Source organism: Glaciihabitans arcticus (assembly GCF_004310685.1).
GTDB lineage: Bacteria > Actinomycetota > Actinomycetes > Actinomycetales > Microbacteriaceae > Conyzicola > Conyzicola arctica.
Genome location: NZ_SISG01000001.1, coordinates 1,015,637 through 1,039,636 on the forward strand (window position 1 = coordinate 1,015,637; position 24,000 = coordinate 1,039,636).

Consider the following 24,000-nt stretch of genomic DNA (forward strand, 5'->3'; position numbering starts at 1 on the left):
CCGATCAGGCCGAGACTGCCGCGGTGATCGCGTCGAGCGCGGCACCGATGGCGCCGAGGTCGGAGCCACCGCCCTGCGCGATGTCGTCCTTGCCGCCGCCGCCGCCACCGAGCACCCCGGCGGCGATCTTCGCCAAGGCGCCGGCCTTGGCTCCACCATCGCGCGCGGCCTGGTTGGTCGCAACAATGACGGCGGGCTTGCCCGCGACGTCTGCAGCCAGGGCCACAACAACGGGAACCGCGCCGAGACGCTCGCGTACGCTCTGCACCAGGGAACGCAGCTCATCGCTCGACGCCACGGATCCGACGTTCTCGCTCACGAGGGTGACCGATCCGACGCTGCGGGCGTTCGCCGCGATCGAGGGCACGCGCTCGGAGAGCGCCGCGGCCTCGAACTGGGCGATGCGCTTCTCGGCGGCCTTGAGGTTGGCGACGAGCTCTGCGATGCGGTCGGGCAGGTTCTCGCGCGGCGTCTTGAGGTTGCTCGTGAGCTCGCTCACGATGGCGCGTTCGGCGGCCAGGTCGCGGAACGCCTCGAGTCCGACGAGCGACTCGATGCGGCGCGCGGTGGAGCCGACCGAGGTCTCGCTCACGACGTTGATGAGGCCGATCTCGCTCGACCGGGCGACGTGCGTGCCCGCACAGAGCTCGAGGGACCACGGTCCGCCAATCTCGACAACGCGCACCGTCTCGCCGTACTTCTCACCGAACAGGGCCATGGCGCCGAGGGACTTCGCCTCATCGAGGTTCATGATCCGGGTGTCGACCTCGAGGTTCTCGCGAACCTTGAGGTTGGCGATCTCCTCGATCTCGCTGCGGGTCGCGGCGGAGAGCGCCGAGTTCCAGCTGAAGTCGAGGCGCATGTAGCCGGCCTTGTTGTAGGAGCCGGCCTGGTGCGCCTCGTTGCCCAGCACCTGGCGCAGTGCCGCGTGTATCAGGTGGGTCGCGGAGTGCGCCTGGGTCGCTCCCCTGCGCCAATCCTGGTCGACGAGGGTGGTCGCCTCGGCTCCCACCGAGACCTCGCCGCTCGTGACCTGCACGCGGTGACTGATCAGGCCCTTGACGGGCTTCTGCACGTCCAGCACCTCGAGTTCAAAGCCGTTGCCGACGATGGTTCCCGCATCGGCCTCCTGGCCGCCCGACTCCGCGTACAGCGAGGTCTCGGCGAGGATCACCTCGGCGATCTGTCCTGTCACCGCGGCAGAAACGCTGTTCCCGTCGACGATGAGCCCGAGGATGGTGCTCTCCGTCTGCAGGTACTCGTAGCCGGTGAATACCGTCTCACCGAGGGCACGGAACTCACCGAACACCGAGAGGTCGGCGATCGAGCCCTTCTTGGCGCGCGCGTCGGCCTTGGCCATGGTGCGCTGCTGCAGCATGAGCGCGTCGAACGCGGGGCGGTCGATGGTGAGCCCGGCCTCCTCCGCGATCTCGAGCGTGAGATCGATGGGGAAACCGAAGGTGTCGTGCAGCAGGAAGGTCGTGTCGGCGGGAAGCTCCTTCGCGCCGGACTCCTGCGTCTTCAGCACGGCCAGGTCGAGGATCTGCGTTCCGCTCGCGAGGGTGCGCAGGAACGTCTCCTCCTCGGCGAGGGCGAGGCGCTGGATGCGGTCGAAGTCGGTGCCGACCTCGGGGTAGGCGGCCTTCATCGCGTCGCGCGACGCAGGGAAGAGCTCGGCGAAGCTGGGCGCATCCACACCGAGGAGGCGCATGGCACGGACGGTGCGGCGCATCAGGCGGCGAAGGATATAGCCGCCGCCCTCATTCGACGGCGTGACACCGTCTGACATGAGCATGAGGCTGGAGCGCACGTGGTCCGCGATCACGCGCATGCGGACGTCATCCTCATGAACGGCGCCGTAGCGACGGCCGGAGATCTCGGCGGCATGGTCGAGAACCGGGCGCACCTGGTCGATCTCGTACATGTTCTCGACGCCCTGCTTGATGAAGGCGACACGCTCGAGGCCCATGCCGGTGTCGATGTTCTTCTTCGGCAGCTCGCCGAGGATGTCGAAGCTCTTTCCCTGGCCCTCGCCGCGCAGGTACTGCATAAAGACGAGGTTCCAGATCTCGACGTAGCGGTCGTCATCCGTTGCCGGTCCGCCGTCGGCGCCGTAGGCGGGGCCGCGGTCGAAGAAGATCTCCGAGCAGGGTCCGGCAGGTCCGGGCTGGCCGGTCGACCAGTAATTGGTGTCCATGTCGAGGCGCTGGATGCGCTCGTCGGGCAGACCCGCGATCTTCTTCCAGAGCGCGATAGCCTCATCGTCATCCTTGTAGACGGTGACCCAGAGATCCTTCTCCTGGAAGCCGAAGCCACCGTCGGCCTCCGAGCTCGTGAGGAGCTCCCAGGCGTAGCTGATCGCCCCCTCCTTGAAATAGTCGCCGAAGGAGAAGTTGCCATTCATCTGGAAGAACGTGCCATGACGCGGAGTCTTGCCGACCTCTTCGATGTCGAGAGTTCGGATGCACTTCTGCACGCTCGTCGCGCGCGGGAAGGGCGGCGGCACCAGACCGGTGAGGTACGGCACGAACGGCACCATGCCGGCGACGGTGAACAGCAACGAGGGGTCGTCGCTCACCAGGGAGGCGGACGGCACCACCGTGTGACCACGGTCTCCGAAGTAAGTGAGCCAGCGGCGGTGGATGTCAGCGGTCTGCATGGAGTCCTGTTGCTACTTGAGGGGTGATTCGGTGGTCGAGCTTGTCGAAACCAGCTACTTGGAGCGGCTGCTGAGGTCGGCGATGACCTCTTCGGCCTCCGCTACCGCAGCGCGCAGCTCTGCCTCGCGCTGCTTGTAGCCCTCGACGACGGCGTCGCCGAACTCGCGCGCCTTCGCGTCCACGTCGTCGAAGAACTGCTTGCCCTGAGGAGTCCGCGCGACCTGGTGGGCAGCGATGAATCCGACGCCGATGCCGATGATGAGAAGCAGTGCACCACGCATAGTGATCTCCCTGGGGTGTGACGAAAGAGTGGAAAAGACCAGCTTACTTCGCTCGGCTCCCCCGGATGGCGAGGCGCACGCCGGCCGAGAAGGCCGCGATCTTCATCAGTGGGCCACCGACCGTCGCCGCAAAGAGCGAGACGAGCGCGGTGATGTTGCCCGTGGTCTCGGCGATGTCGCCGGTGATCGCGTCGACGCGGGCGATCTGCCGGTTGGACTCGGTGAGCGTCGTCGTCGCCTCCTCGATGAGGGGCGTGACGTTGTCGCTCAACTCACGGATCGCGGCACTCGTGTCGTCCAGCACCCGCCCGAGCTTGAGCAGCGGCACGGCGAGCAGCGCGACGAGGATGGCGAAGACGATGGCGGCGATCAGTCCGGCGAGGTCAGCGATAGACATGGAAGCTCCTTAAACGAACGATGGCGCACGATCCGAAGACCGTGCGCCACCGAGCGTAACGAATCGCTTAGCGAGCCGCGTAGTACTCCACGACGAGCTGCACTTCACAGGTCACAGGGACCTCGGCGCGCTTCGGGCGACGCACGAGGCGGGCCTGGAGCTTGTCGATCTCGACCTCGAGGTACTCGGGGGTCTTGGGGAGAACATCGACGTGTCCACCGGCAGCGGCGACCTGGAAGATCTCCATGCCCTCGGACTTGGTCTTGACGTGAACGAGCTGTCCCGGCTTGACGCGGAACGACGGGCGGTCGACAAGCTGGCCGTCGACGAGGATGTGACGGTGAACGACCATCTGGCGAGCCTGGGCCGTGGTGCGGGCGATCGCGGAGCGAACGATGATCGCGTCGAGACGCATCTCGAGCTGCTCGACGAGGTTCTCACCGGTCAGGCCTGCGGCCTTACGGGCCTCTTCGAACTGGATCTTGAGCTGGGCCTCGCGGATGCCGTACTGGGCACGCAGGCGCTGCTTCTCGCGCAGACGGACGGCGTAGTCGCTGTCCTGCTTGCGCTTGGTGCGGCCGTGCTCTCCGGGAGCGTACGGGCGCTTCTCGAGGTACTTGGCTGCCTTCGGCGTGAGGGCGATGCCCAGTGCGCGCGAGAGGCGGGTCTTGCTACGGGTACGTGACTTGGTAGACACAGTGTCCTTTTCGTTTGAGCTAACAGTGGAATCCGGGTGCTCGCGGGCACGCATGCGACGCGCAAAACAGACCGGTAAAAGTCAGAGGGATGGTCCTGCGGAGATCGGTCGGCTACAGACCGTTTCTCCTCGACCGGTGAGTTCCTTTGCAGCCGCGCTCGGGAATCAGGTCTTGGACGCCTACAAGGTTAGCACGACGCCCGGATTACTCGGGCTTCTTCGCGGGTTTACCGGCAGCACGGCCGCGCACGATCGCCATGATCTTCTCGAGCCGCGAGCTGATCTCGCGCTCGTGGCCGTGGTTCGTGGGCACGTAGTACTGCGTGTTCTTGAGCTCGTTGGGCAGGTACTGCTGCTGCGAGATGCCCACCTCTTCGTCATGCGGGTACTTGTAGCCCTTGCCGTGCCCGAGCTTCTTGGCACCGGCGTAGTGGGCGTCGCGGATCGGCTTCGGCACGCGACCGATCTTTCCCGCGCGGACATCCCCGATCGCCTTGTCGATACCCATGTAGGCGGCGTTCGATTTCGGGGCTGTCGCGAGGTAGACAACCGCTTGTGCGAGCGGGATGCGGCCCTCCGGCATTCCGATCAACTGAACAGCATCGGCAGCGGCGACGGCGATCACGAGCGCCTGTGGATCGGCGAGGCCGATGTCCTCCGACGCGCTGATGATCACCCGCCGGGCGATGAAGCGGGGGTCCTCGCCGGCCTCGATCATGCGCGCGAGATAGTGCAGCGCGGCATCCACGTCGGAACCGCGGATGGACTTGATGAAGGCGCTGATCACGTCATAGTGCTCGTCGCCGTTGCGGTCGTAGCGCAGGAGCGCGCGGTCGACGGCGAGGGACACGATCTCGGCGGTGACGACGGGCGTGTCGCCCTCCTCGGTGGACGCACTAGCACTCAGGGCGGCGGCCTCGAGAGCGGTGAGCGCACGGCGAGCATCGCCGGAGGCCAGGTGGATGATGGTGTAGCGCGCCTCGGGCTCGAGCTCGACGGTTCCAGCGAGGCCACGGGGGGAGGTCACGGCGCGATCGATGACACCGGCGAGATCGTCATCCGTCAACTGCTCCAGGGTGAGAAGCAGCGAGCGGGAGAGTAACGGGGAGATGACCGAGAACGAGGGGTTCTCGGTGGTCGCGGCCACGAGGATGACCCAGCCGTTCTCGACACCCGGCAGCAACGCATCTTGCTGGGCCTTGGTGAAACGGTGAATCTCGTCGAGGAAGAGGACGGTGGAGATGCCGTACAGGTCGCGTCGGGAGAGCGCCTCCTCCATCACCTGGCGCACATCTCTCACGCCCGCGGTCACGGCCGAGAGCTCGACGAAGTTACGCCCGGAACTGTGGGCGACGATCTTGGCCAGCGTCGTCTTGCCCGTACCGGGAGGACCCCAGAGGATGATCGAGACCGAGCCCTGCTCCCCCGTCCTGTCGGTCGCGAGACTGACGAGCGGAGAGCCGGCGCCGAGGAGGTGCTTCTGCCCGGCCACCTCGTCGAGGGAAGTGGGGCGCATACGCACCGCGAGAGGGGTCGCCCCGCTGCGCAGGCCGGGCTGGGCATTCATACCGCAATGCTAACCGCGCCCACTGACTCGCATTTGGCTCAGCTTCAACCCGCACCGTAAAGTTCCATGGGGGCACGAGCCCCGCCCACTCTGGAGGAACCCGTGGCAACGAACAAGAACCAGGAACGCGAAGCACGCGAGGCGCGCAATCGCCTCAAGCAGTACAACGCGCGCCAGACTGTTCACACCACCCAGATCCGCCGCCGCAAGCGCGACAACGTCATCGCCATCGCCGCGGTGCTGGTCGTCGCGGCCGCCGCCACGTTCCTCCAGGTCTCCTACTTCACGAGCGGCCCGGGCGCCCCCGTGCCGTCGCCGACCGCAACCGCGCCCGCCGCCGAATCGGTCGGTTCGGTTCCGTCTCCGGCGCTCTCCGAGAACCGCACCTGGACCGGCTCGCTCTCGCTCAACGACGTCGACCTCGCAATCGAGCTCGACGGTGCTGCGGCACCGCAGGGTGTTGCATCCTTCATCAGCGATATCAAGAACGGCTACCTCGTCGGCAAGACCTGCCACCGTCTCGTCGACTCCCCCGGCTCCGCGCAGCTCATCCAGTGCGGCTCGATCGACGGTGCCGGCGGCTCCGACCCCGACTACTCCTTCGGCCCGGTCGAGAACGCCGCGGCCGACGACCTGTACACGACCGGAACGATCGCGCTCGCCCGCCAGGAGGACAACGGCAACAGCCAGGGTCACCAGTTCTTCATCACCTTCGGCGACTCGACTTTCCCGAGCGACTCGGCCGGTGGCTACACGGTCATCGGAAAGGTGACGGCGGGCATCCCGGACCTGGTCTCGAAGATCGCTTCGGGCGGCGCGACGACGCAGGCCGACAAGTCGACCCCGCCGAACATCGCCACGACCATCACTGCCGCAACCATCGAGTAACAATCCGGCAGGAGGCAACCGGCGGGCGCGCTGCAAAACCGTCGTGCCCTAGGCTGGTTTCCGGTCGACACCCGATTCTCCCGTCGGCCCCAACAGCAAGGTGAACAACGTGTCAGCAGACGATAAGGCTCCATGGGGACGCGTCGACGAGACAGGAACTGTCTTCGTACGTGAGGCGTCCGGCGAGCGTGCTGTCGGTCAGTACCCTGACGGCACCCCCGAGGAGGCCCTTGCCTACTTCGAGCGCAAGTACATCGAGATCGCCGGTCAGGTGACCCTGCTCGAGCAGCGCGCCAAGCGCGGCGCCCCCGCTGCTGACGTCGCCAAGGCCGTTCGCGCTCTCGTCGGCTCCATCTCGACCGCCAACGCCGTCGGCGACCTCGCGTCGCTGCAGACGCGCCTCGAATCACTCTCCAGCACGGTCTCCGAGCTGACCGAGAAGCAGTCCGAGGAGTCGAAGGCCGCCGTCACCGCCGCGATCGCCGAGCGCGAGGCCCTCGTCGTCGAGGCCGAGACGCTCGCTGCACAGGACCCCGCGAAGGCGCAGTGGAAGCAGGTCACCGCGACCATCGACGACATCTTCGCCCGCTGGCAGAAGCACCAGGCCGATGGCCCGCGCCTGCCGAAGAACGAGGGCAACGACCTGTGGAAGCGTTTCCGCGCTGCCCGGTCGACGATCGACACCCACCGCAAGGCCTTCTTCTCCGAGCTTGACTCGGTGCACAAGGATGCGCGCAACCGCAAGCAGGAGCTCGTCGAGAAGGCCGAGGCCCTCGCAACCAAGGGTGCCGACGGAATCCCCGCCTATCGCGGACTGCTCGATGACTGGAAGGCTGCCGGCCGCGCCGGTAAGAAGTTCGACGACGCCCTGTGGGCCAAGTTCAAGGCAGCCGGTGACGCGCTGTACTCCGCGAAGTCCGAGGTCGAGGCCGTGGACAACGTCGAGTTCGAGGCGAACCTCGCCCTCAAGCTCGAGCTGCTGGCCGAGGCCGAGCCGCTTCTCACCGAGACCGACCGCGTCGCGGCGAAGAAGACCCTCAGTTCGATCCAGCGCCGCTGGGACGCGATCGGCAAGGTCCCGCGCGACAAGGTCAAGACCGTCGAGGACCGCATGCGCAAGGTCGAGACCGCCGTGCGCAAACTCGATGAGGACCACTGGGAGAAGAGCAACCCCGAAAAGCAGGCACGCTCGCAGGGCTTCTCGAGCCAGCTGCAGGACGCCATCGCCAAGCTCGAGCGCGAGCTCGAAGAGGCCAAGGCATCCAAGGACAAGAAGAAGATCGCCGACGCCCAGGAGGCGCTCGACGCTCGCAAGCTGTGGCTGAACGCACTGGGCAACTAGCACTGGGCAACTAGCACTGGGCAACTAGCACTCTCCACAGCAGGTCCTCGCGGGTCTTCTCGCACAGATTTCCTGTCCCGCCACCGTGCCGCTTTCTAAGCGTTCATAATTTCTGGATGCCCCGCCTCTCCCCCATCCTGACGACTCTCGACCTGCCGCTCGCCGAGCTGTGTGCCGCTCGTCTCGACGGCGAGCTCGCGGAGCTCGACGCACTCTGGACCCCGGTGGACGAGCCGCAGTCGAGCTCCCAGCGCGCGGCGAGCATCCGCCTGCAGTGGCCGGGACGACTGATCGCGGAGCAGCACACCGCCGCCTGGATCTGGGGAGCGCAGCCGCTCCCCCCGACTCGTCACGAGCTCTGTGCGAGCCTCGGAGCGCGGGCCCGACCGCAGCAGCACTGGCGCGTCACGGTGCGGGAGGTGGCGATCTCCACCGATGAGACCCGCGAGGTGGGCGGGTTGCGCGTCACGACCCCCGTGCGCACGATCGCCGATCTTGCGCGCAGCGTGACCCGCTTCGACGAGACGGAGAGCGCGGTCATCCGGTCGCTCGCGGTTCTCGGCGGGGTCACGCTCGAACAGTGTCGCAGCGCGCTGGATCGCCGCCGCAACCTGCCGAACAAGCGGGAGGCGTGGGAGCGGATACGCGCCGCTTTAGCCGGAGTTGACCCGGTACACGTCGTAGACCGCGTCGATGCGGCGCACGGCATTGAGCACCCGATCGAGGTGGGTGGTATCGCCCATCTCGAAGACGAAGCGGCTGATCGCGAGGCGCTCCCGTGACGTCGAGACCGTCGCCGACAGGATGTTCACGTGATTCTCGCTCAGCACACGAGTCACGTCGGAGAGCAGGCCCGAGCGGTCGAGGGCCTCCACCTGGATCTGGACCAGGAACAGGCTCTTCGAGGAGGGCGCCCAGTCGACATCGATCATGCGCTCGGGCTCGAGCAGCAGCGCCTTGACGTTGTTGCAGTCGCTGCGGTGCACAGAGACACCCGTGCCGCGCGTGACGAAGCCGACGATCTCGTCACCGGGAACCGGCGTGCAGCACTTGGCAAGCTTGACGAGGATGTCGGGCGCGCCGCGCACGAGCACACCGGAATCGCTGTTGCGCAGCTGGCGCGAGCGGCCCTTCGGCGTGAAGGTGAGATCGGTGTCCTCGTTCTCGGCCTCGGTCGAGATCGCGGAGAGCACCTTCTCGATGACCGACTGGGTCGAGACGTGCCCCTCGCCGACGGCGGCGTAGAGGCTCGAGACGTCTTCGTAGTTCATAGACGCCGCGACATCCGCGAGGGTGTCCTGGTTCATGAGCTTCTGCAACGGAAGGTTCTGCTTGCGCATCGCGCGGGCGATCGCGTCCTTGCCCTGCTCGATGGCTTCGTCGCGGCGCTCCTTGGTGAACCAGCCGCGGATCTTATTGCGGGCCCGGGGGCTCTTGACGAAGTTCAGCCAGTCCTGGCTGGGGCCGGAATCCGGATTCTTTGAGGTGAAGATCTCGACGGCGTCGCCGCTGTTGAGCGTGCTCTCGAGCGGCACGAGCCGGCCGTTGACCTTCGCACCCATGGTGCGGTGGCCGACCTCGGTGTGCACCGCGTAGGCGAAGTCGACCGGTGTTGCTCCAGCGGGCAGGCCGACGACCTTGCCCTTTGGCGTGAAAACGTAGACCTCCTTGGCGCCGATCTCAAAGCGCAGCGACTCGAGGAATTCGTCGGGGTCACTCGTCTCCGCCTGCCAGTCGGAGATGTGGGCGAGCCACGCCATGTCGGCGTCGCCCTTGTCGTCGTAGGCAGCAGCGCCCTTGCCGCTGTTGACGCGCTCCTTGTACTTCCAGTGCGCCGCGACACCGAACTCGGCGCGCTGGTGCATCTCGGTCGTACGGATCTGGATCTCCACCGGGCGGCCATCGGGACCGACGACCGTGGTGTGCAGCGACTGGTACAGGTTGAACTTGGGGGTCGCGATGTAGTCCTTGAAGCGACCGGTGATCGGATTCCATCGTGCGTGGATCGATCCGAGCACGGCGTAGCAGTCGCGCACCGAGTTCACGAGCACGCGGATGCCGACCAGGTCGTAGATCTCGTCGAAGTCCCGGCCGCGCACGATCATCTTCTGGTAGATCGAGTAGTACTGCTTGGGGCGCCCCGCAACGCTGCCCTTGATCTTGGAGGACTTGAGGTCGTCCTTGACCGAGTCGATGACCTGCTGGACGAATTCTTCGCGCTTCGGGGTGCGCTGCTTGACCAGGTTCTCGATCTCGACATAGAGCTTCGGGTAGAGCACCGAGAAGGAGAGGTCCTCCAGTTCCCACTTGATGGCCTGGATTCCGAGACGATGCGCGAGCGGCGCGTAGATCTCGAGGGTCTCCTGCGCCTTGCGCGTCGCCGACGCCTGCGGCACAAAGCCCCAGGTGCGCGCGTTGTGAAGGCGGTCGGCCAACTTGATGACGAGCACCCGGATGTCCTTCGACATCGCGACCACCATCTTGCGCACGGTCTCGGCCTGGGCGCTGTCACCGTACTTCAGCTTGTCGAGCTTGGTGACGCCGTCGACGAGCATGGCGACCTCGTCGCCGAAGTCGCGTTGCAGCATGTCGAGCGTGTAGTCGGTGTCCTCCACCGTGTCGTGCAGGAGCGCGGCCGCGAGGGTCTTCGCACCGATGCCGAGGTCGGCGAGGATCTGCGCCACCGCGACCGGGTGGGTGATGTACGGCTCGCCGCTCTTGCGCTTCTGGCCCGAGTGGGCCTTTTCCGCGGTCGTGTAAGCGCGCTCGATGAGGGCGATATCGGCCTTCGGGTGGTGCAGGCGCACCGTCTTGATCAGACGGTCGACGGCGCCAGACGGCTGGGCGCGGGAGAAGATGCGCGGAAGGAGGGTGCGCAGCGCAGACGTGTTCGACGTTGTATCGGTCATGCCTGCCTCCCCTGCAAGTCTAAACGGCTGGAGGCTGGGAGCCGTCCGTGACGATCTCGCCGCCCGCCGCCTGCCAGGCGAGCATGCCGCCGTCGACGTTGATGGCGTGGTAGCCGGCGCGCTCGAGCGCGTCGGTCACCTGCAGGGAGCGCTGGCCGCTGTGGCAGACCACGAGCAGCGTGGCATCCTCGGGCAGCTCACTCGCGAGCTCCTCGAGGCGTGACATCGGCAGCAGGCGCGCGCTGGGCGCGTGACCCTGGTCCCACTCCCACTGCTCACGCACGTCGAGGAGCACACTCTCACCGGCGGCCAGTTCGATGGCCTCGGCAGCGGAAATGTGCTCCATAACGACTACTTGGTGGAGGCTGCGACGGCGCGGGTGGCCAGGCGGTCGGTGCGCTTGCGGATCTCAGGCTCGTTCTCCCGCAGCTGCGAGTAAAGCGGAGCGGCGATGAAGATGGTCGAGTAGGTGCCGATGAGGATGCCGATGAGGAGCGACAGCGAAATGTCGACGAGCGTTCCGGCGCCGAGCAGCGTTCCACCGATGAAGAGGATGGCCGCGACGGGCAGCGCGGCGACGACACCCGTGTTGATCGAGCGCACAAGCGTCTGGTTGACCGCGAGGTTGACCGACTGCGCGAACGTGCGGGTCGACTCGGGGCCGTCCTCCGCGGTGTTCTCGCGGATCTTGTCGAACACCACAACGGTGTCGTAGAGCGAGTAGCCGAGGATCGTCAGAAATCCGATGACCGCGGAGGGGGTGACCTCGAGGCCGAGCGCACCATAGACACCGGCCGTGATGACCATGTCGTGGATGAGCGAGACGATCGCCGCGACGGACATCTTCCAGGTACGGAAGTACAGCGCCATAACGATGGCGGCGAGAATGATGAACACGATCAGAGCGCGAATTGCCGAGCCCGTGACATCCGCGCCCCATGACGGACCGATGAAGGATGCGGTGACCTCGTCGAGCGGAACGTCGAACGCCTCGGCCAGGGCCTCGCGCACCTCGTTCGACTCGGCCTGGGTCAGCTGGGCGGTCTGGACGCGAACGCCCTCGCCCGCACCGACGATGGATACGCGGGGCGTGGCCTCGGTCGTGACACCCTCGACAGCGTCGATCGCGATCTCCTGGCCGGCCTCGCGGTCGGTGATCTCAGCGACTCCGCTGACCTGGAACTCCGAGCCGCCGCGGAACTCGATGCCGAGTTCGAAGCCGCCGCGCAGGGCCGGGAAGAGGATCGAGAGCAGGATCATGACGGCAGCGATCCCGTACCAGATCTTGCGCTTGCCGACGAAGTCGACCGAGCGCGCGCCGGTGTAGAGGTCGTTTCCGAACTTACCGAATGCGTTGGTCATCAGGAGTCCTTCCCGTCGTTCTTCTGCGTCTTCGACGAGGAGGTCTTCTTGGCCTTGGTGTCGGGGCGGCTCGATTCGGCGAGCTCTGCCGCCTTGCGCTCGGCGATCGTCTGGCGACGCACCGCCTCGCGGTTGGCGCCGCTGCGCACGCCGGCGACCGCCGGCTCTCGGAACTGCGCGCGCCCGCGGTACACCGCGCCGAGGGCGTTCGGGTCGAGACCGCTGAGCGGGTGACCGCTCGAGAAGTACTTGGTCTTCGCCAGCAGCTGGAGCAGCGGGTGCGTGAACAGCACAACGACGAGCACGTCGATGATCGTGGTGAGGCCGAGCGTGAGCGCGAATCCGCGCACGTTGCCGACCGCGAGGATGAACAGCACCGCAGCGGACAGCAGGTTGACGGCCTTGGCGGCGTAGATGGTGCGCAGCGCGCGCTTCCAACCGGCCTCGACCGCGGACTCGAGCTGGCGCCCGTCACGCAGCTCGTCACGTATTCGCTCGAAGTAGACGATGAAGGAGTCCGCTGTGAAACCGATCGCCACGATGATTCCGGCGACACCGGCGAGCGAGAGACGGTAGCCCTCGCGCCAGGACAGCAGCGCGAGTGCGATGTAGGTGATGACACCGGCCACGACGAGCGAGGCGACGGTGACGAGACCCAGCAGGCGGTACTGGAACAGCGAATAGAGGATGACGAGGATCAGACCGATGAGACCCGCGATGAGTCCGCTCTGCAGCTGCGATTCACCGAGCGTCGCCGAGATGATCTCCTGGCTCTGCACCTGGAAGCCGATCGGCAGTGCACCGAACTTCAGCTGGTCGCCGAGCGACTTCGCGGTCTCCTGCGTGAACGAGCCGGTGATCTGCGGCTTGCCGTCGGTGATGACCGCGTTCGTGGTCGGAGCCGAGATGACCCGGCCGTCGAGCACAATGGCAAACTGGTTGCGCACAGATGTGCCCGCGCCATAGCTGTACAGGCGGGTGGTCATCTCGGAGAACTTCTCGGTTCCGACACTGTCGAAGACGATGTTGACGCCCCACTGGCCGGTGCTCGCGCCCTGGCTGTTGGCGACGAGCGAGCTCGAGGCGTCGGCGATGTTCTTACCGGCTACCTCGACCGGGCCGAGGAGGTACTTGTACTGGCCGAGGTCGTCGCAGGCGACGAGCGGCTCACCAGAGGGTGCGACGTTCGCGTCCGCGGCGTCGACGCTGCCGCAGTCGAAGTTCGTGTAGGTGTCGAGCAGCGCCGGAGTGATCCAGTTCTCGTCACTCGCGTCGGTCGGTTCAACGCTCGGGTTGTTCTCGAGCGGAACGTCGGGAGTCGGGGTCGGGCTCGACGTGCTGCCGTCACCCTCGCCGCCCACGGCGCTGGCCGGGGCGACTTCAGAACGGAGCACGGGGCGGAAGTCGAGGGTCGCAGACGACTGGATGCGCTGCAGCGTCTCCTCGTCGGGCGTGCCGGGGATCGTGACGACGACGTTGGTGCCGCTTCCGGTGCCCTGGGTCGTGATCTCGGCCTCGGCGACACCACTCGCGTCGACGCGCTGGCGCATGATGGCCACGGCCTGTGCGAGCTGCTCTTCGGAGACCTGCTGGCCGCTCTCTAGACGAGGAGCGAGGATGATCTGCGTTCCACCCTCGAGGTCAAGCGCGAGCTTGAGGTCCCAGGAGGCGTCCTTGCTCCACTCGTTGTCTTTACCGCCGAGAATACCGACGGCATTCAGTGCGAACATGCCGATCGTAATGATCAGCAGCCAGGTGAGGGCGCGCCACGCCTTCTTGACCGGAGTCGTTCTTGCCACCAGCGAACTCAGCTTTCTGTAAGCGTGCGAGCGTCTTCACGCGCAACACAACACGGTCGTCCCGACGGACGACCAGAACCTAGGGTAGCGGTTACTCGCTTGCCTTCTTGGACGGACGACGTGCGGTCTTCTTTTCGGGAACAACCGTGGTGTCGACATCGGCAGCCTCGACGGTCTCGACGCGTTCACCGAACTCGGGCTCGGTTGCAGCAACGTCCGCCGCTTCCTTGGCCTCGTACTCGCGGTTTGCGCGCTCCATGGCTTCTTCGACCGAGCGGGGCTCGTCGGAGTCGGATTCGCCGTCTGTCGTGACGACCTTGGCGATGGTCTGGCGGTGCACGCGCACGATGTTGCCGGGGCTGACCTCGAGTTCAGCGACATTGCTGACCTCGTCGACAGAGATGAGTGTGCCGAACAGGCCGAAGTTCGTCATGACGTCTGCGCCGGGAACGATTTCCTTCTTGAGCTCTTCCTGGCGCTGCTTGTTCTTCCGGCTGTTGCGGAACATAAAGAAGATGAGCAGGGCGAGTACGGCGAAGATGACGTACTGGAAGATATCGATCTCGGCGGGCATGGTAAAACCTTTCACAGGATACGGAGGCCGGGTCAGTCTAAGTCAATGGTCCTGACTGGCCGGTGTTAATCATAAGCGATGGGACTCAGAGGTCCCCGTCGAACAGTGTGGCCGCTCCGGGGGTCTCAGGAGTCAGGCCGAAATGCTTCCAGGCCGAGCGGGTCGCTACCCGTCCGCGCGGTGTGCGGGTCAGCAGGCCGATGCGCACGAGGAACGGCTCGACGACCGACTCGATCGTCTCGGCCTCCTCCCCCACCGAGACGGCGAGGGTGTTCAGCCCGACAGGCCCGCCGTCGAAGCGCGACAGCACGACCTGCATGACCGCGCGGTCGAGGCGGTCAAGCCCCAGCGCGTCGACGTCGTACAGCTCGAGTGCGGCGTTCACCGCGTCGAGGCCCGCACCGGAACCCTTCACCACCGCGTAGTCGCGCACACGACGCAGCAGGCGGTTGGCGATGCGCGGGGTGCCCCGGCTGCGGCCGGAGATCTCGGCGAGAGCGCGGCGCTCGACATTCAACTCGAGCAGCGCCGCAGCACGCACGAGCACCTGCTCGAGCTCGTGGTTCTCGTAGAACTCGAGGTGAGCCGTGAAACCGAACCTGTCGCGCAACGGGTTGGGGAGCATCCCGGACCTCGTCGTCGCACCGACCAGCGTGAACGGCGACAGATCGAGGGGTATGGATGTCGCGCCCGCGCCCTTTCCGACCATGATGTCGATGCGGAAATCCTCCATCGCCAGGTACAGCATCTCTTCGGCCGAGCGCGCCATGCGGTGAATCTCGTCGATGAACAGCACCTCACCCGGGACAAGGGAGGACAGTACGGCCGCGAGGTCGCCCGCGTGCTGGATGGCCGGGCCGCTCGTCATGCGCAGCGGTCGGCCACTCTCGTGGGCGATGATCATGGCGAGGGTGGTCTTGCCGAGGCCGGGCGGGCCGGCGAGCAGGATGTGGTCGGGTGTGCGGTTTTGCATCGCGGCGGCCTGCAGCAGCAGTTGAAGCTGGCCGCGAACCTTCTCCTGGCCGACGAATTCGGCGAGGGACTGCGGGCGCAGTGCACCTTCAAAGGCGAGCTCGGCTTCGGATTCCGGCAGGCCGAGCCCGGTCGCCAGGGCCTCAGTCGCGCGGCGGACCACCTCGTCGTCGGCGACGGTCACTGTGCTGCCCCGGCCAGCTGCTGCGGTCCGAGCTGCGCAAGCGAGAGGCGCAGCATCAGCTGAACACTCGCGCGCTCCGTGTCGGTGGCGGCGGTGGAGGCATCCTCGATCGCCTGCAGGGCGACCCGCTCCTGCCAGCCGAGGCCGACGAGCGCGAGGATCACGCTCTCGGTCACGGTCTGCGTGACGGCGGGAGCTGCGGCACGCGGAGCGTGCACGGCGAGCTTGCCGGCGAGCGAGAGCACGATGAGCTTCGCGGTCTTGGGCCCGATTCCGGAGACCTTGCGGAAGGCTGCGTCATCTTCGAGGGCAACGGCCTGGGCGATCTCGGCGGGACTCAGCACCGCGAGCACCCCCATCGCGCTGCGCGGGCCGACCCCCGTGACGCCACGCAGGGCATCGAAGACGGCAAGCTCGTCTGCCTCGGCGAAGCCGTAGAGGCTGAGGTCGTCTTCGCGCACGATGAGTGCGGTGCGAACTGTCGCTTCACTGCCGACGCGCAGGGCAAGGCCGTGGGAAGGGGTGACTTGGATGGCGAGACCGATGCCGCCCACCTCGATCACCGCGGAGGTTCCGGCCACGGCAAGGACCGTGCCGCGAACGGAAGAAATCATGTGCCCAGCCTACGGACGCCCGCCGACTTCTCGGCGTCGCGCCACGCACGCTGCGCGGGGGTGAGGGATGACGCTGCCGCAATGCCCGGTCGCGCCGGCGCCACGCCGCCCGTGCGCCACGCGTGGCAGATGGCGAGGGCGAGCGCGTCGGCCGCGTCCGCGGGCTGCGGAATCGCATCGAGCGAGAGGATGCGCGCCACCATAGTGCCGACCTGCTTCTTGTCGGCGGCACCGTATCCCGTGACGGCGGCCTTGACCTCGCTCGGGGTGTGCAGTCCGACGGCGAGCCCACGGGCAGCCGCGGCGTGCAGCGCCACGCCGCTCGCCTGGGCCGTGCCCATCACGGTGCGCAGGTTGTGCTGCGCGAACACGCGCTCGAGGGCGACGGCGTGCGGCTCGTGAGCGTCGAGCAGGCGCGCGATACCCGTTCCGATGATCAGGAGACGCCGCTCGAGAGGCATGTCGGGCGGGGTCTCGATCACCTCGACGTGAACGAGCGAAGCTTTACGGGTGGCCGTGACATCCACGATTCCGACGCCACAGCGGGTCAGACCCGGGTCGATGCCGAGCACCCGCAGGCTCACGACTACTCCTCGGAGTCGAGCGCGGCCTGCACGTCTTCGGGCACGGAAAAGTTGCCGTACACGTTCTGCACGTCGTCATCGTCATCGAGGGCGTCAATGAGGCGGAAGATCTTCTTGGCCGTCTCGAGGTCCACGTCGATCGTGAGCCCGGGCACGAACTCGACGTCGGCCGAGTCATAGTCGATGCCTGCATCCTGAAGGGCGGTGCGCGCCGCGACGATATCCTGCGGCTCGGTCACGATCTCGAAGCCAGCACCGCGGTCGTTGACTTTTTCGGCACCCGCGTCGAGCACGGCGCCCAGGATGTCGTCTTCGTTCACGCCGTCGACCTTGGTGACCGAGATGACGCCCTTGCGGCTGAAGTTGTAGGCGACGCTGCCCGGGTCGCCCATGGTGCCGCCGTTGCGGCTCATGACGGTGCGCACATTGGCCGCAGCGCGGTTTTTGTTGTCAGTGAGGCACTCGATCAGCAGCGCGACGCCGCCCGCTGCGTAACCCTCGTACATAATCGTCTGGTAGTCGACCGCTTCACCGAGCTGGCCGGAGCCGCGCTTGACGGCCGAGTCGATGTTCGAGTTCGGAACCGAGGTCTTCTTCGCCTTCTGGATGGCGTCGACCAGGGTCGGGTTGCCCGACAGGTCTGCTCCGCCCATCTTGGCGGCGACTTCGATGTTCTTGATGAGCTTGGCGAACGACTTCGCACGGCGAGAGTCTTTGATCGCCTTCTGGTGCTTGGTGGTTGCCCACTTGGAATGGCCTGACATGCTGAATATTCTAGCCAGCCTCGGGATGAACCGGCCGCCGATAGCCCTGCGAGTCAGTCAATTTTGATGCCGGATGCCTGCAGCTCGAGTTGCGCGAGCGAGCGCACGATCGCGGCGTCGCCCCTGCGCCACGCCTCGAGCGGGTCCGCGTCGATCTTCGCGAGTGTGCCGAGCTTCTGGGTCGCGAGCGCGCGGAGAGCGAGCAGGTCGAGGCTTGCACCGGAGCGCAACTGGGCCTGCACGGCGCTGGCGCGGCGCACGAACCGCAGGCGCGGGATCAGCCAGAGGATCAGGATCATCAGGATCGGCAGCACGGCGATGCCCACCCCGAGGCCGGTCGCGAGTTGCTGCACGGCGAGCTGCTGCGCCTGGCCCGCCGACTCCAAAGAGGCGCCCGCGTCGCTCGCGCCGTCGAACGGGGCGCGGATGCCCCCGCCGATGAGCGGCACGTCACCGAGGGTCTTGCTGATCTCGGTCATCCTCTGGCGAAATTCCGCCCCCGAGGCTTCCATTTGCACCCCGAAGTCGCTGAGGTTCATGATGAGCCCGTAGATGAAGGTGCCGAGCCAGACCCACGCGCCGATCGCGACGAGCGCGAGCACGTCGACGAAGATCTGGCGGGTGCGACGGGCGGGAAAATCCGAGTAGAGCTTCATGCACCCATCCTGACCTAGTTGCTGTGCGCGCGAACCTTGTCGAGGAAGTACTCGTGAAATCGGGTGTCCCCGGTGATCTCCGGGTGGAACGACGTCCCCAGCAGGTGACCCTGCTCCACGGCGACGATCCGGCCATCGGCCAGCGAGGCGAGCACGTTCACCGACTCCCCCACCGATTCCACGACGGGGGCACGGATGAACACCGCGTGCATCGGCACATCGCCGAGTACCGGCACGTCGAGGTCCGTCTCGAAGGAGTCGAGTTGCGACCCGAACGCATTGCGGCGCACGGAGACATCGAAACCGCCGATGCTCTGCTGTCCGTCGATCGAATCGAGCACAGTGTCCGCGAGCATGATGAGCCCCGCGCAGGTGCCGTAGACGGGCAGTCCACCGTCGATCGCGGCCTTCAACGGCTCCGCGAGTCCGAAGAGGCGCGAGAGCTTGTCCATAACGCTGGACTCGCCGCCCGGGATGACCAGGCCGTCGATCGACTCGAGATCGGACGGTCGACGGACTGACGTTGCATCCGCCCCCAGGGCAGTGAGCACGGCGAGGTGCTCACGAAAGTCACCCTGGAGGGCGAGAACACCTATGCGCGGACTACCAGCCACGTTCGGCGAGGCGGTGCGGCGCGGGGATGTCGGCCACGTTGATGCCGACGATGGCCTCGCCGAGTCCCCGCGACACCTCGGCGATGACCGAGGCGTCGTCGTAGAACGTCGTCGCCTTGACGATGGCGGCGGCACGAGCGGCGGGGTTGCCCGACTTGAAGATTCCCGAACCGACGAACACGCCGTCGGCACCGAGCTGCATCATGAGCGCTGCGTCCGCGGGGGTGGCGACGCCACCGGCGGTGAACAGCACAACAGGCAGCTTGCCGGTGCGGGCGATCTCGGCGACGAGTTCGTAGGGCGCCTGCAGCTCCTTGGCCGCGACATACAGCTCGTCGGGGCTCTTGGCGGTAAGGGCCGCGATCTCGCTGCGGATGGTGCGGATGTGACGGGTCGCCTCGGAGACGTCGCCGGTTCCGGCCTCGCCCTTCGAGCGGATCATGGCCGCGCCCTCGTTGATGCGGCGGAGCGCCTCACCGAGGTTGGTCGCGCCGCAGACGAAGGGAACGTCGAACTTCCACTTGTCGATGTGGTTGATGTAGTCGGCCGGGCTCAGCACCTCTGACTCGTCGATGTAGTCGACCTTAAGTGCCTGCAGCACCTGCGCCTCGACGAAGTGGCCGATGCGCGCCTTCGCCATAACGGGGATGGAGACGGCCTCGATGATGCCGTCGATGAGGTCGGGGTCACTCATGCGGGCGACGCCGCCCTGCGAGCGAATGTCGGCGGGAACACGCTCAAGGGCCATTACGGCAACGGCGCCGGCATCTTCGGCGATCTTCGCCTGGTCGGCGTTCACGACGTCCATGATGACGCCGCCCTTCAGCATCTCGGCGAGTCCGCGCTTGACGCGATCGGTTCCTGTGGGCGCTGTGTCAGTCATAGGAACGATTCTATTGCCCGCCGGCGTTTGTGACTCGCCGTTTCAGGTCGGCGAGCGTGGCAGGATCGAAGGATGACCATCATCTCCATCCAGTCGGCCGTCGCCTATGGCCACGTGGGCAACTCCGCGGCCGTTTTTCCCCTGCAGCGCATCGGCGTCGAGGTCATCCCGGTCTACACCGTCAACTTCTCGAACCACACCGGGTACGGCGAGTGGGGCGGCCCCCTCATCGCTCCCGACGACGTTCGCGCAGTGCTCGCCGGCGTCGAGGCACGCGGGGCGTTTCCTGAGGTTGATGCCGTTCTCTCCGGGTATCAGGGCGGCGAGGGAGTCGGCGAGGTCATCATCGATACCGTGGCGCGCGTCAAGGCAGCGAACCCGAATGCGATCTACGCGTGCGACCCGGTCATGGGCAACGCGAAGTCGGGCTGCTTCGTGGCTCCAGCGATCCCCGTGCTGCTGCGCGAGCGCGTTGTGCCGGTCGCAGACCTCGTTACTCCCAACCAGTTCGAACTGGGCTACCTCACCGACACCCAGCCAGACACCCTCGAGTCGACGCTCGCCTCGGTCGACCTGGTCAGGGCGATGGGCCCGAGCATCGTGCTGGTGACGAGCGTGGAGCGCCCGGACCGAGAAGAGGGCACGATCGAGATGCTCGCGGTCACCGACGACGGCGCATGGATCGTGCAGACTCCCCTGTTGCCGATGAAGGCCAACGGCTCCGGTGACGTCACGGCTGCCCTGTTCACCGCGCACTACCTGCGCAGTCGTGATGCGGCCGACGCTTTGGCCCGCACCGCGTCGAGCGTCTTCGACCTGCTCGCCCTCACCCACGATTCGGGCAAGCGCGAACTGCAGCTCGTCGAGGCGCAGGAGTTCTACGCGAACCCGCGCATGCAGTTCACTCCGCGCAAGGTGCGCTAGGCCAAGCGCTCGCGAAGGCCTCCCGAACTTCGCCGAGAAGACGCGGGATCGCCTTGACCCCGCCGATGATGGGAAAAAAGTTCGTGTCGTTGGCCCAGCGAGGCACAACGTGCTGGTGCAGGTGATCCGCGACGCCCGCCCCCGCGATCGACCCTTGGTTCATGCCGATGTTGAAGCCCTGGGCGCCGGACGCCTCACGCGCGACGCGCATGGCGATCTGGGTGAGCTCGGCGATCTCCACCGCCTCTTCCGCCGTCGCGTCGTCGTACAGCGAGACGTGGCGGTAGGGGCAGACGAGCATGTGGCCACTGTTGTACGGGAACAGGTTGAGCAGCACGTACGAGTGCGTTCCGCGCGCCACGATCAGCGACTCCTCGTCGGCAAGTGTGGGAGCAACGCAGAACGGGCACTCGCCGTCACGCGACGTGCCGTTGTGGGCGCTCTCGATGTACGCGATGCGATACGGCACCCACATGCGCTGGAACGCATCCGGAACCCCGACGGCTCCCTCGACGGGGACCACATCGCTGTAGTCGGATCCGTCGTAGTCCTTCATCAGACCTGCGCCTTGGTCGCGATCGCCTCGGTGATGCGGGCGATGGCGTCGGCGATCGGGATGCCGTTCTCCTGCGTTCCGTCGCGGAAACGGAAGCTCACGCTGCCCGCAGCGCGATCCTCTTCGCCGGCGATCAGCTGGAACGGCACCTTCTGCAGCGTCCAGTTGCGGATCTTCTTGGGCATACGATCGCTCGACACGTCGAGTTCGGCACGCACTCCGGCCTTCTTCAGTTGCTGGATGACGTCACCGAGGTACTCCTCGTACGCTTCCGCGACCGGGATGCCGACAACCTGCACCGGGGACAGCCACACCGGGAACGCTCCCGCGTAGTGCTCGAGCAAAATCGCGAAGAAGCGCTCGATCGAACCGAGCAGGGCACGGTGGATCATCACCGGCTGCTGGCGGGTGCCGTCGGCGGCCGTGTACTCGAGCTCGAAGCGCTCGGGCTGGTTGAAGTCGAGCTGCACGGTGGACAGCTGCCACGTGCGACCGATGGCATCCCGAGCCTGCACGGAGATCTTGGGGCCGTAGAACGCCGCACCACCGGGATCGGCGACGAGCTCGAGACCGGACTCGGTCGCGACCTGGCGCAGGGTTTCAGTCGCCTCTTCCCACGCCTCGTCGGAGCCGACGTACTTGTCGGGGTCCTTCGTCGAGAGCTCGAGGTAGAAATCGGTGAGGCCGTAGCCGCGCAGCGTCTCGAGCACGAATTCGAGCTGGCTCGCCACCTCGTCCTTGACCTGGTCGGGGGTGACGTACACGTGGGCGTCATCCTGGGTCAGGCCGCGCACGCGGGTGAGGCCGGAGAGCTGGCCGCTCTTCTCGTACCGGTACACGGTGCCGAACTCGGCGAGACGCAGGGGCAGCTCGCGGTAGCTGCGGCCGCGCGCCCGGAAGATCAGGTTGTGCATGGGGCAGTTCATGGGCTTGAGGTAGTAGTCCTGACCCTGGCGGGTGACGTGGCCCTCGTCATCGACTTCCTCATCGAGGTGCATCGCGGGGAACATGCCGTCCTTGTACCACTGCAGGTGACCGCTGGTCTCGAACAGGCTCGCCTTGGTGATGTGCGGCGAGTAGACCTGCTCGTAGCCGTTCGCGATGAGGCGATCGCGCATGTAGTTCTCGATCTCAGCGCGGATGATCCCACCCTTGGGGTGGAACACGGCGAGACCGGAGCCGATCTCGTCGGGGAATGAGAACAGGTCGAGGTCGCTGCCCAGCTTGCGGTGGTCGCGCTTGGCGGCCTCCTCCTGGCGGTGCTGGAACTCTCGCAGCTCGTCCTTGGTGGGCCACGCGGTGCCGTAGACGCGCTGCAGCTGCTTGTTCTTCTCCGAACCGCGCCAGTAGGCCGCGGCCGTGCGGGTGAGCGCGTAACCGTTACCGATCATGCGGGTGGAGGGCAGATGCGGCCCGCGGCAGAGGTCCTTCCAGTAGACCTCGCCGGTCTTCGCATCGACGTTGTCGTAGATGGTGAGCTCGGCGCCGCCGACCTCGACCGACTCGTCTTCGGCGTTCGAGCCGCCCTTGAGCCCGATCAGCTCGAGCTTGTACGGCTCGTTCGCGAGTTCGGCGCGAGCCTCGTCCTCGGTCACGACCCGACGGGTGAACCGCTGGCCCTGCTTGATGATCGCGGCCATGCCCTTGTCGATCGCCTTGACGTCCTCAGGAGTGAACGGGGTCTCGACGTCGAAGTCGTAGTAGAAGCCGTCGGTGATGGGTGGGCCGATGCCGAGCTTCGCCTCGGGGTTGATCTTCTGCACGGCCTGGGCGGCGACGTGCGCGGCCGAGTGGCGCAGGATGTTCAGTCCGTCGGGGCTGGAGATGTCCACACCCTCGACGACATCGCCATCCGCCACCGTCGTAGCCAGGTCACGCAGCTCGCCGTTGACGCGCATCGCCACGATACTGCGTTCTGTGAACAGGTCGAATCCGGTTTTCTGGGCACTCATCCAACCAACTTTAGTGCGCCCGGAGAGTCAGCCGAGAACGATGCGGAGCCCGTCCGCCGTCTGGTCGACGGTCGCGGCCGAGTAGTCGGGGATCCGCGGCAGTCCGTCGGTCACCGGGTCGTCCAGTTCGCCGACCACCACCACACGCATGCCGGCAGCGATACCCGATCTGATGCCGGCTGCCGCATCCTCGAAGACGATGCAGTCGGCCGGCTTGAGCCCGAGCAGGCGCGCGGCGTTCAGATACGGTTCGGGATGCGGTTTGCCGTGCTCGACGTCCTCCGCGGCGACGATCACCCGGGGAACGGTGATCGCGCACAGGTCGAGGCGCAGGATCGCGAGCTCTCGCGGCGCGCTCGTGACCAGGGCGATCTGCTCGGGGCGCAGGCTGTTGGCGAAGACCGCCGCGCCCGGAATCTCGACAATGCCGTCGATCTCCCCGATCTCGAAGGCCGCGAGGTCGGCCGCTGCCACCTCCGCGTCGATGCCCGTCGGGCCGTACTTGCGGATCGTGTCGATCGCCTTGATGCCGTGCGAGTCGCCGAGGATCGTTGACAGCGAGACGCCGTATGTGTCGGCGAACCGGCCCCACACCCGTTCGACGATCGCGGTCGAGTCGACGATCGTGCCGTCCATGTCGAAGAGGATGGCGCGGGCGTTGATCGTTGTGGTCACGGTCCATTCTCCCGTGCGGTTCTCGGGACTCGCGACTTCAGGCTGCTCTACCCCGCTTCGACCCGCCCGATACGCCTGACTCAGCGCGCCGATTTGTGACTTGCGCATGTCTGCCGAGTGTTCAGGATTCGCAACTCACAAATCGA

The 24,000-nt window shown here is 66.3% G+C and carries 23 protein-coding genes; 3 read left to right on the top strand and 20 right to left on the bottom strand.

Translation table 11 applies throughout. The features are described from left to right. Nucleotides 1–4: 4 nt before the first annotated feature. The 5 genes from alaS to EYE40_RS04830 all read right to left on the bottom strand — a co-directional run bounded on the left by alaS (nucleotide 5) and on the right by EYE40_RS04830 (nucleotide 5,602). The gene (gene alaS, locus EYE40_RS04810) at nucleotides 5–2,659 is read right to left on the bottom strand and encodes an alanine--tRNA ligase (RefSeq protein WP_130980883.1); all 2,655 of its coding nucleotides are present in this window, start codon (nucleotides 2,657–2,659) and stop codon (nucleotides 5–7) included. Between the two features lie 54 nt (nucleotides 2,660–2,713). Continuing rightward, nucleotides 2,714–2,941 (bottom strand): hypothetical protein, encoded by a 228-nt coding sequence (locus EYE40_RS04815; RefSeq protein WP_130980884.1) that lies wholly within the window; start codon nucleotides 2,939–2,941, stop codon nucleotides 2,714–2,716. Between the two features lie 43 nt (nucleotides 2,942–2,984). Further along, on the bottom strand, nucleotides 2,985–3,338 hold the full coding sequence (locus EYE40_RS04820) for a DUF948 domain-containing protein (RefSeq protein WP_130980885.1): 354 nt from the start codon (nucleotides 3,336–3,338) through the stop codon (nucleotides 2,985–2,987). Nucleotides 3,339–3,405: 67 nt separating this feature from the next. Next, nucleotides 3,406–4,035 (bottom strand): 30S ribosomal protein S4, encoded by a 630-nt coding sequence (gene rpsD / locus EYE40_RS04825; protein WP_130980886.1) that lies wholly within the window; start codon nucleotides 4,033–4,035, stop codon nucleotides 3,406–3,408. Nucleotides 4,036–4,240: 205 nt separating this feature from the next. Beyond that, entirely contained in the window at nucleotides 4,241–5,602 is a 1,362-nt protein-coding gene (locus tag EYE40_RS04830) for a replication-associated recombination protein A (protein ID WP_130980887.1), read from the bottom strand. Nucleotides 5,603–5,704: 102 nt separating this feature from the next. Between EYE40_RS04830 and EYE40_RS04835 the strand changes: the two genes are divergently transcribed. Continuing rightward, entirely contained in the window at nucleotides 5,705–6,490 is a 786-nt protein-coding gene (locus EYE40_RS04835) for a peptidylprolyl isomerase (protein ID WP_240034717.1), read from the top strand. Between the two features lie 109 nt (nucleotides 6,491–6,599). Further along, nucleotides 6,600–7,832, top strand: a complete 1,233-nt coding sequence (locus tag EYE40_RS04840) for a DUF349 domain-containing protein (RefSeq protein ID WP_130980889.1) — start codon at nucleotides 6,600–6,602, stop codon at nucleotides 7,830–7,832. 653 nt (nucleotides 7,833–8,485) lie between these two features. Here EYE40_RS04840 and EYE40_RS04845 read toward each other — a convergent pair. The 12 genes from EYE40_RS04845 to pdxS all read right to left on the bottom strand — a co-directional run bounded on the left by EYE40_RS04845 (nucleotide 8,486) and on the right by pdxS (nucleotide 19,747). Continuing rightward, nucleotides 8,486–10,741 (bottom strand): RelA/SpoT family protein, encoded by a 2,256-nt coding sequence (locus EYE40_RS04845; protein ID WP_130980890.1) that lies wholly within the window; start codon nucleotides 10,739–10,741, stop codon nucleotides 8,486–8,488. A 19-nt stretch (nucleotides 10,742–10,760) separates the two neighbouring features. Next, nucleotides 10,761–11,087 carry a rhodanese-like domain-containing protein gene (locus EYE40_RS04850; RefSeq protein ID WP_130980891.1) on the bottom strand — a complete coding sequence of 109 codons (327 nt, stop codon included), beginning with the start codon at nucleotides 11,085–11,087 and terminating at the stop codon, nucleotides 10,761–10,763. 5 nt (nucleotides 11,088–11,092) lie between these two features. Further along, nucleotides 11,093–12,103, bottom strand: coding sequence for a protein translocase subunit SecF (secF, locus tag EYE40_RS04855; protein WP_130980892.1), 1,011 nt, complete (start codon nucleotides 12,101–12,103; stop codon nucleotides 11,093–11,095). Further along, nucleotides 12,103–13,902: a protein translocase subunit SecD gene (secD, locus tag EYE40_RS04860; protein WP_130980893.1), complete on the bottom strand. Its 1,800-nt coding sequence runs from the start codon at nucleotides 13,900–13,902 to the stop codon at nucleotides 12,103–12,105. The genes secF and secD overlap by 1 nt, the downstream gene beginning before the upstream one ends. A gap of 91 nt (nucleotides 13,903–13,993) precedes the next feature. Then, complete coding sequence (locus EYE40_RS04865) at nucleotides 13,994–14,476, bottom strand: preprotein translocase subunit YajC (protein ID WP_130980894.1); 483 nt, start codon at nucleotides 14,474–14,476, stop codon at nucleotides 13,994–13,996. Between the two features lie 85 nt (nucleotides 14,477–14,561). Beyond that, complete coding sequence (gene ruvB, locus EYE40_RS04870; protein WP_193554520.1) at nucleotides 14,562–15,569, bottom strand: Holliday junction branch migration DNA helicase RuvB; 1,008 nt, start codon at nucleotides 15,567–15,569, stop codon at nucleotides 14,562–14,564. 59 nt (nucleotides 15,570–15,628) lie between these two features. Beyond that, nucleotides 15,629–16,246, bottom strand: a complete 618-nt coding sequence (gene ruvA / locus EYE40_RS04875; protein WP_130980895.1) for a Holliday junction branch migration protein RuvA — start codon at nucleotides 16,244–16,246, stop codon at nucleotides 15,629–15,631. Continuing rightward, entirely contained in the window at nucleotides 16,243–16,830 is a 588-nt protein-coding gene (gene ruvC, locus EYE40_RS04880; protein WP_130980896.1) for a crossover junction endodeoxyribonuclease RuvC, read from the bottom strand. The genes ruvA and ruvC overlap by 4 nt, the downstream gene beginning before the upstream one ends. A gap of 2 nt (nucleotides 16,831–16,832) precedes the next feature. Then, nucleotides 16,833–17,594: a YebC/PmpR family DNA-binding transcriptional regulator gene (locus EYE40_RS04885; protein ID WP_130980897.1), complete on the bottom strand. Its 762-nt coding sequence runs from the start codon at nucleotides 17,592–17,594 to the stop codon at nucleotides 16,833–16,835. A 53-nt stretch (nucleotides 17,595–17,647) separates the two neighbouring features. Continuing rightward, a complete protein-coding gene (locus EYE40_RS04890) occupies nucleotides 17,648–18,250 on the bottom strand; it encodes a hypothetical protein (RefSeq protein WP_130980898.1) in 603 nt (200 codons plus the stop codon). Between the two features lie 14 nt (nucleotides 18,251–18,264). Then, nucleotides 18,265–18,864, bottom strand: a complete 600-nt coding sequence (pdxT, locus tag EYE40_RS04895) for a pyridoxal 5'-phosphate synthase glutaminase subunit PdxT (protein ID WP_130980899.1) — start codon at nucleotides 18,862–18,864, stop codon at nucleotides 18,265–18,267. Continuing rightward, the gene (gene pdxS, locus EYE40_RS04900) at nucleotides 18,854–19,747 is read right to left on the bottom strand and encodes a pyridoxal 5'-phosphate synthase lyase subunit PdxS (protein ID WP_130980900.1); all 894 of its coding nucleotides are present in this window, start codon (nucleotides 19,745–19,747) and stop codon (nucleotides 18,854–18,856) included. Before pdxS ends, pdxT begins: the two co-directional genes overlap by 11 nt. Before the next feature lie 72 nt (nucleotides 19,748–19,819). Between pdxS and pdxY the strand changes: the two genes are divergently transcribed. Beyond that, nucleotides 19,820–20,671, top strand: coding sequence for a pyridoxal kinase PdxY (pdxY, locus tag EYE40_RS04905; protein WP_130980901.1), 852 nt, complete (start codon nucleotides 19,820–19,822; stop codon nucleotides 20,669–20,671). Here pdxY and EYE40_RS04910 read toward each other — a convergent pair. Genes EYE40_RS04910 through EYE40_RS04920 form a run of 3 tightly spaced genes read right to left on the bottom strand, consistent with a single transcriptional unit; the run spans nucleotide 20,649 to nucleotide 23,854 of the window. After that, the gene (locus EYE40_RS04910) at nucleotides 20,649–21,227 is read right to left on the bottom strand and encodes an HIT family protein (RefSeq protein ID WP_130980902.1); all 579 of its coding nucleotides are present in this window, start codon (nucleotides 21,225–21,227) and stop codon (nucleotides 20,649–20,651) included. The two genes, pdxY and EYE40_RS04910, sit on opposite strands and share 23 nt — an antisense overlap. Further along, complete coding sequence (gene thrS / locus EYE40_RS04915; protein WP_130980903.1) at nucleotides 21,227–23,179, bottom strand: threonine--tRNA ligase; 1,953 nt, start codon at nucleotides 23,177–23,179, stop codon at nucleotides 21,227–21,229. Before thrS ends, EYE40_RS04910 begins: the two co-directional genes overlap by 1 nt. 27 nt (nucleotides 23,180–23,206) lie before the next feature. Further along, the gene (locus EYE40_RS04920; RefSeq protein ID WP_240034718.1) at nucleotides 23,207–23,854 is read right to left on the bottom strand and encodes an HAD-IA family hydrolase; all 648 of its coding nucleotides are present in this window, start codon (nucleotides 23,852–23,854) and stop codon (nucleotides 23,207–23,209) included. Between the last annotated feature and the right edge of the window lie 146 nt (nucleotides 23,855–24,000).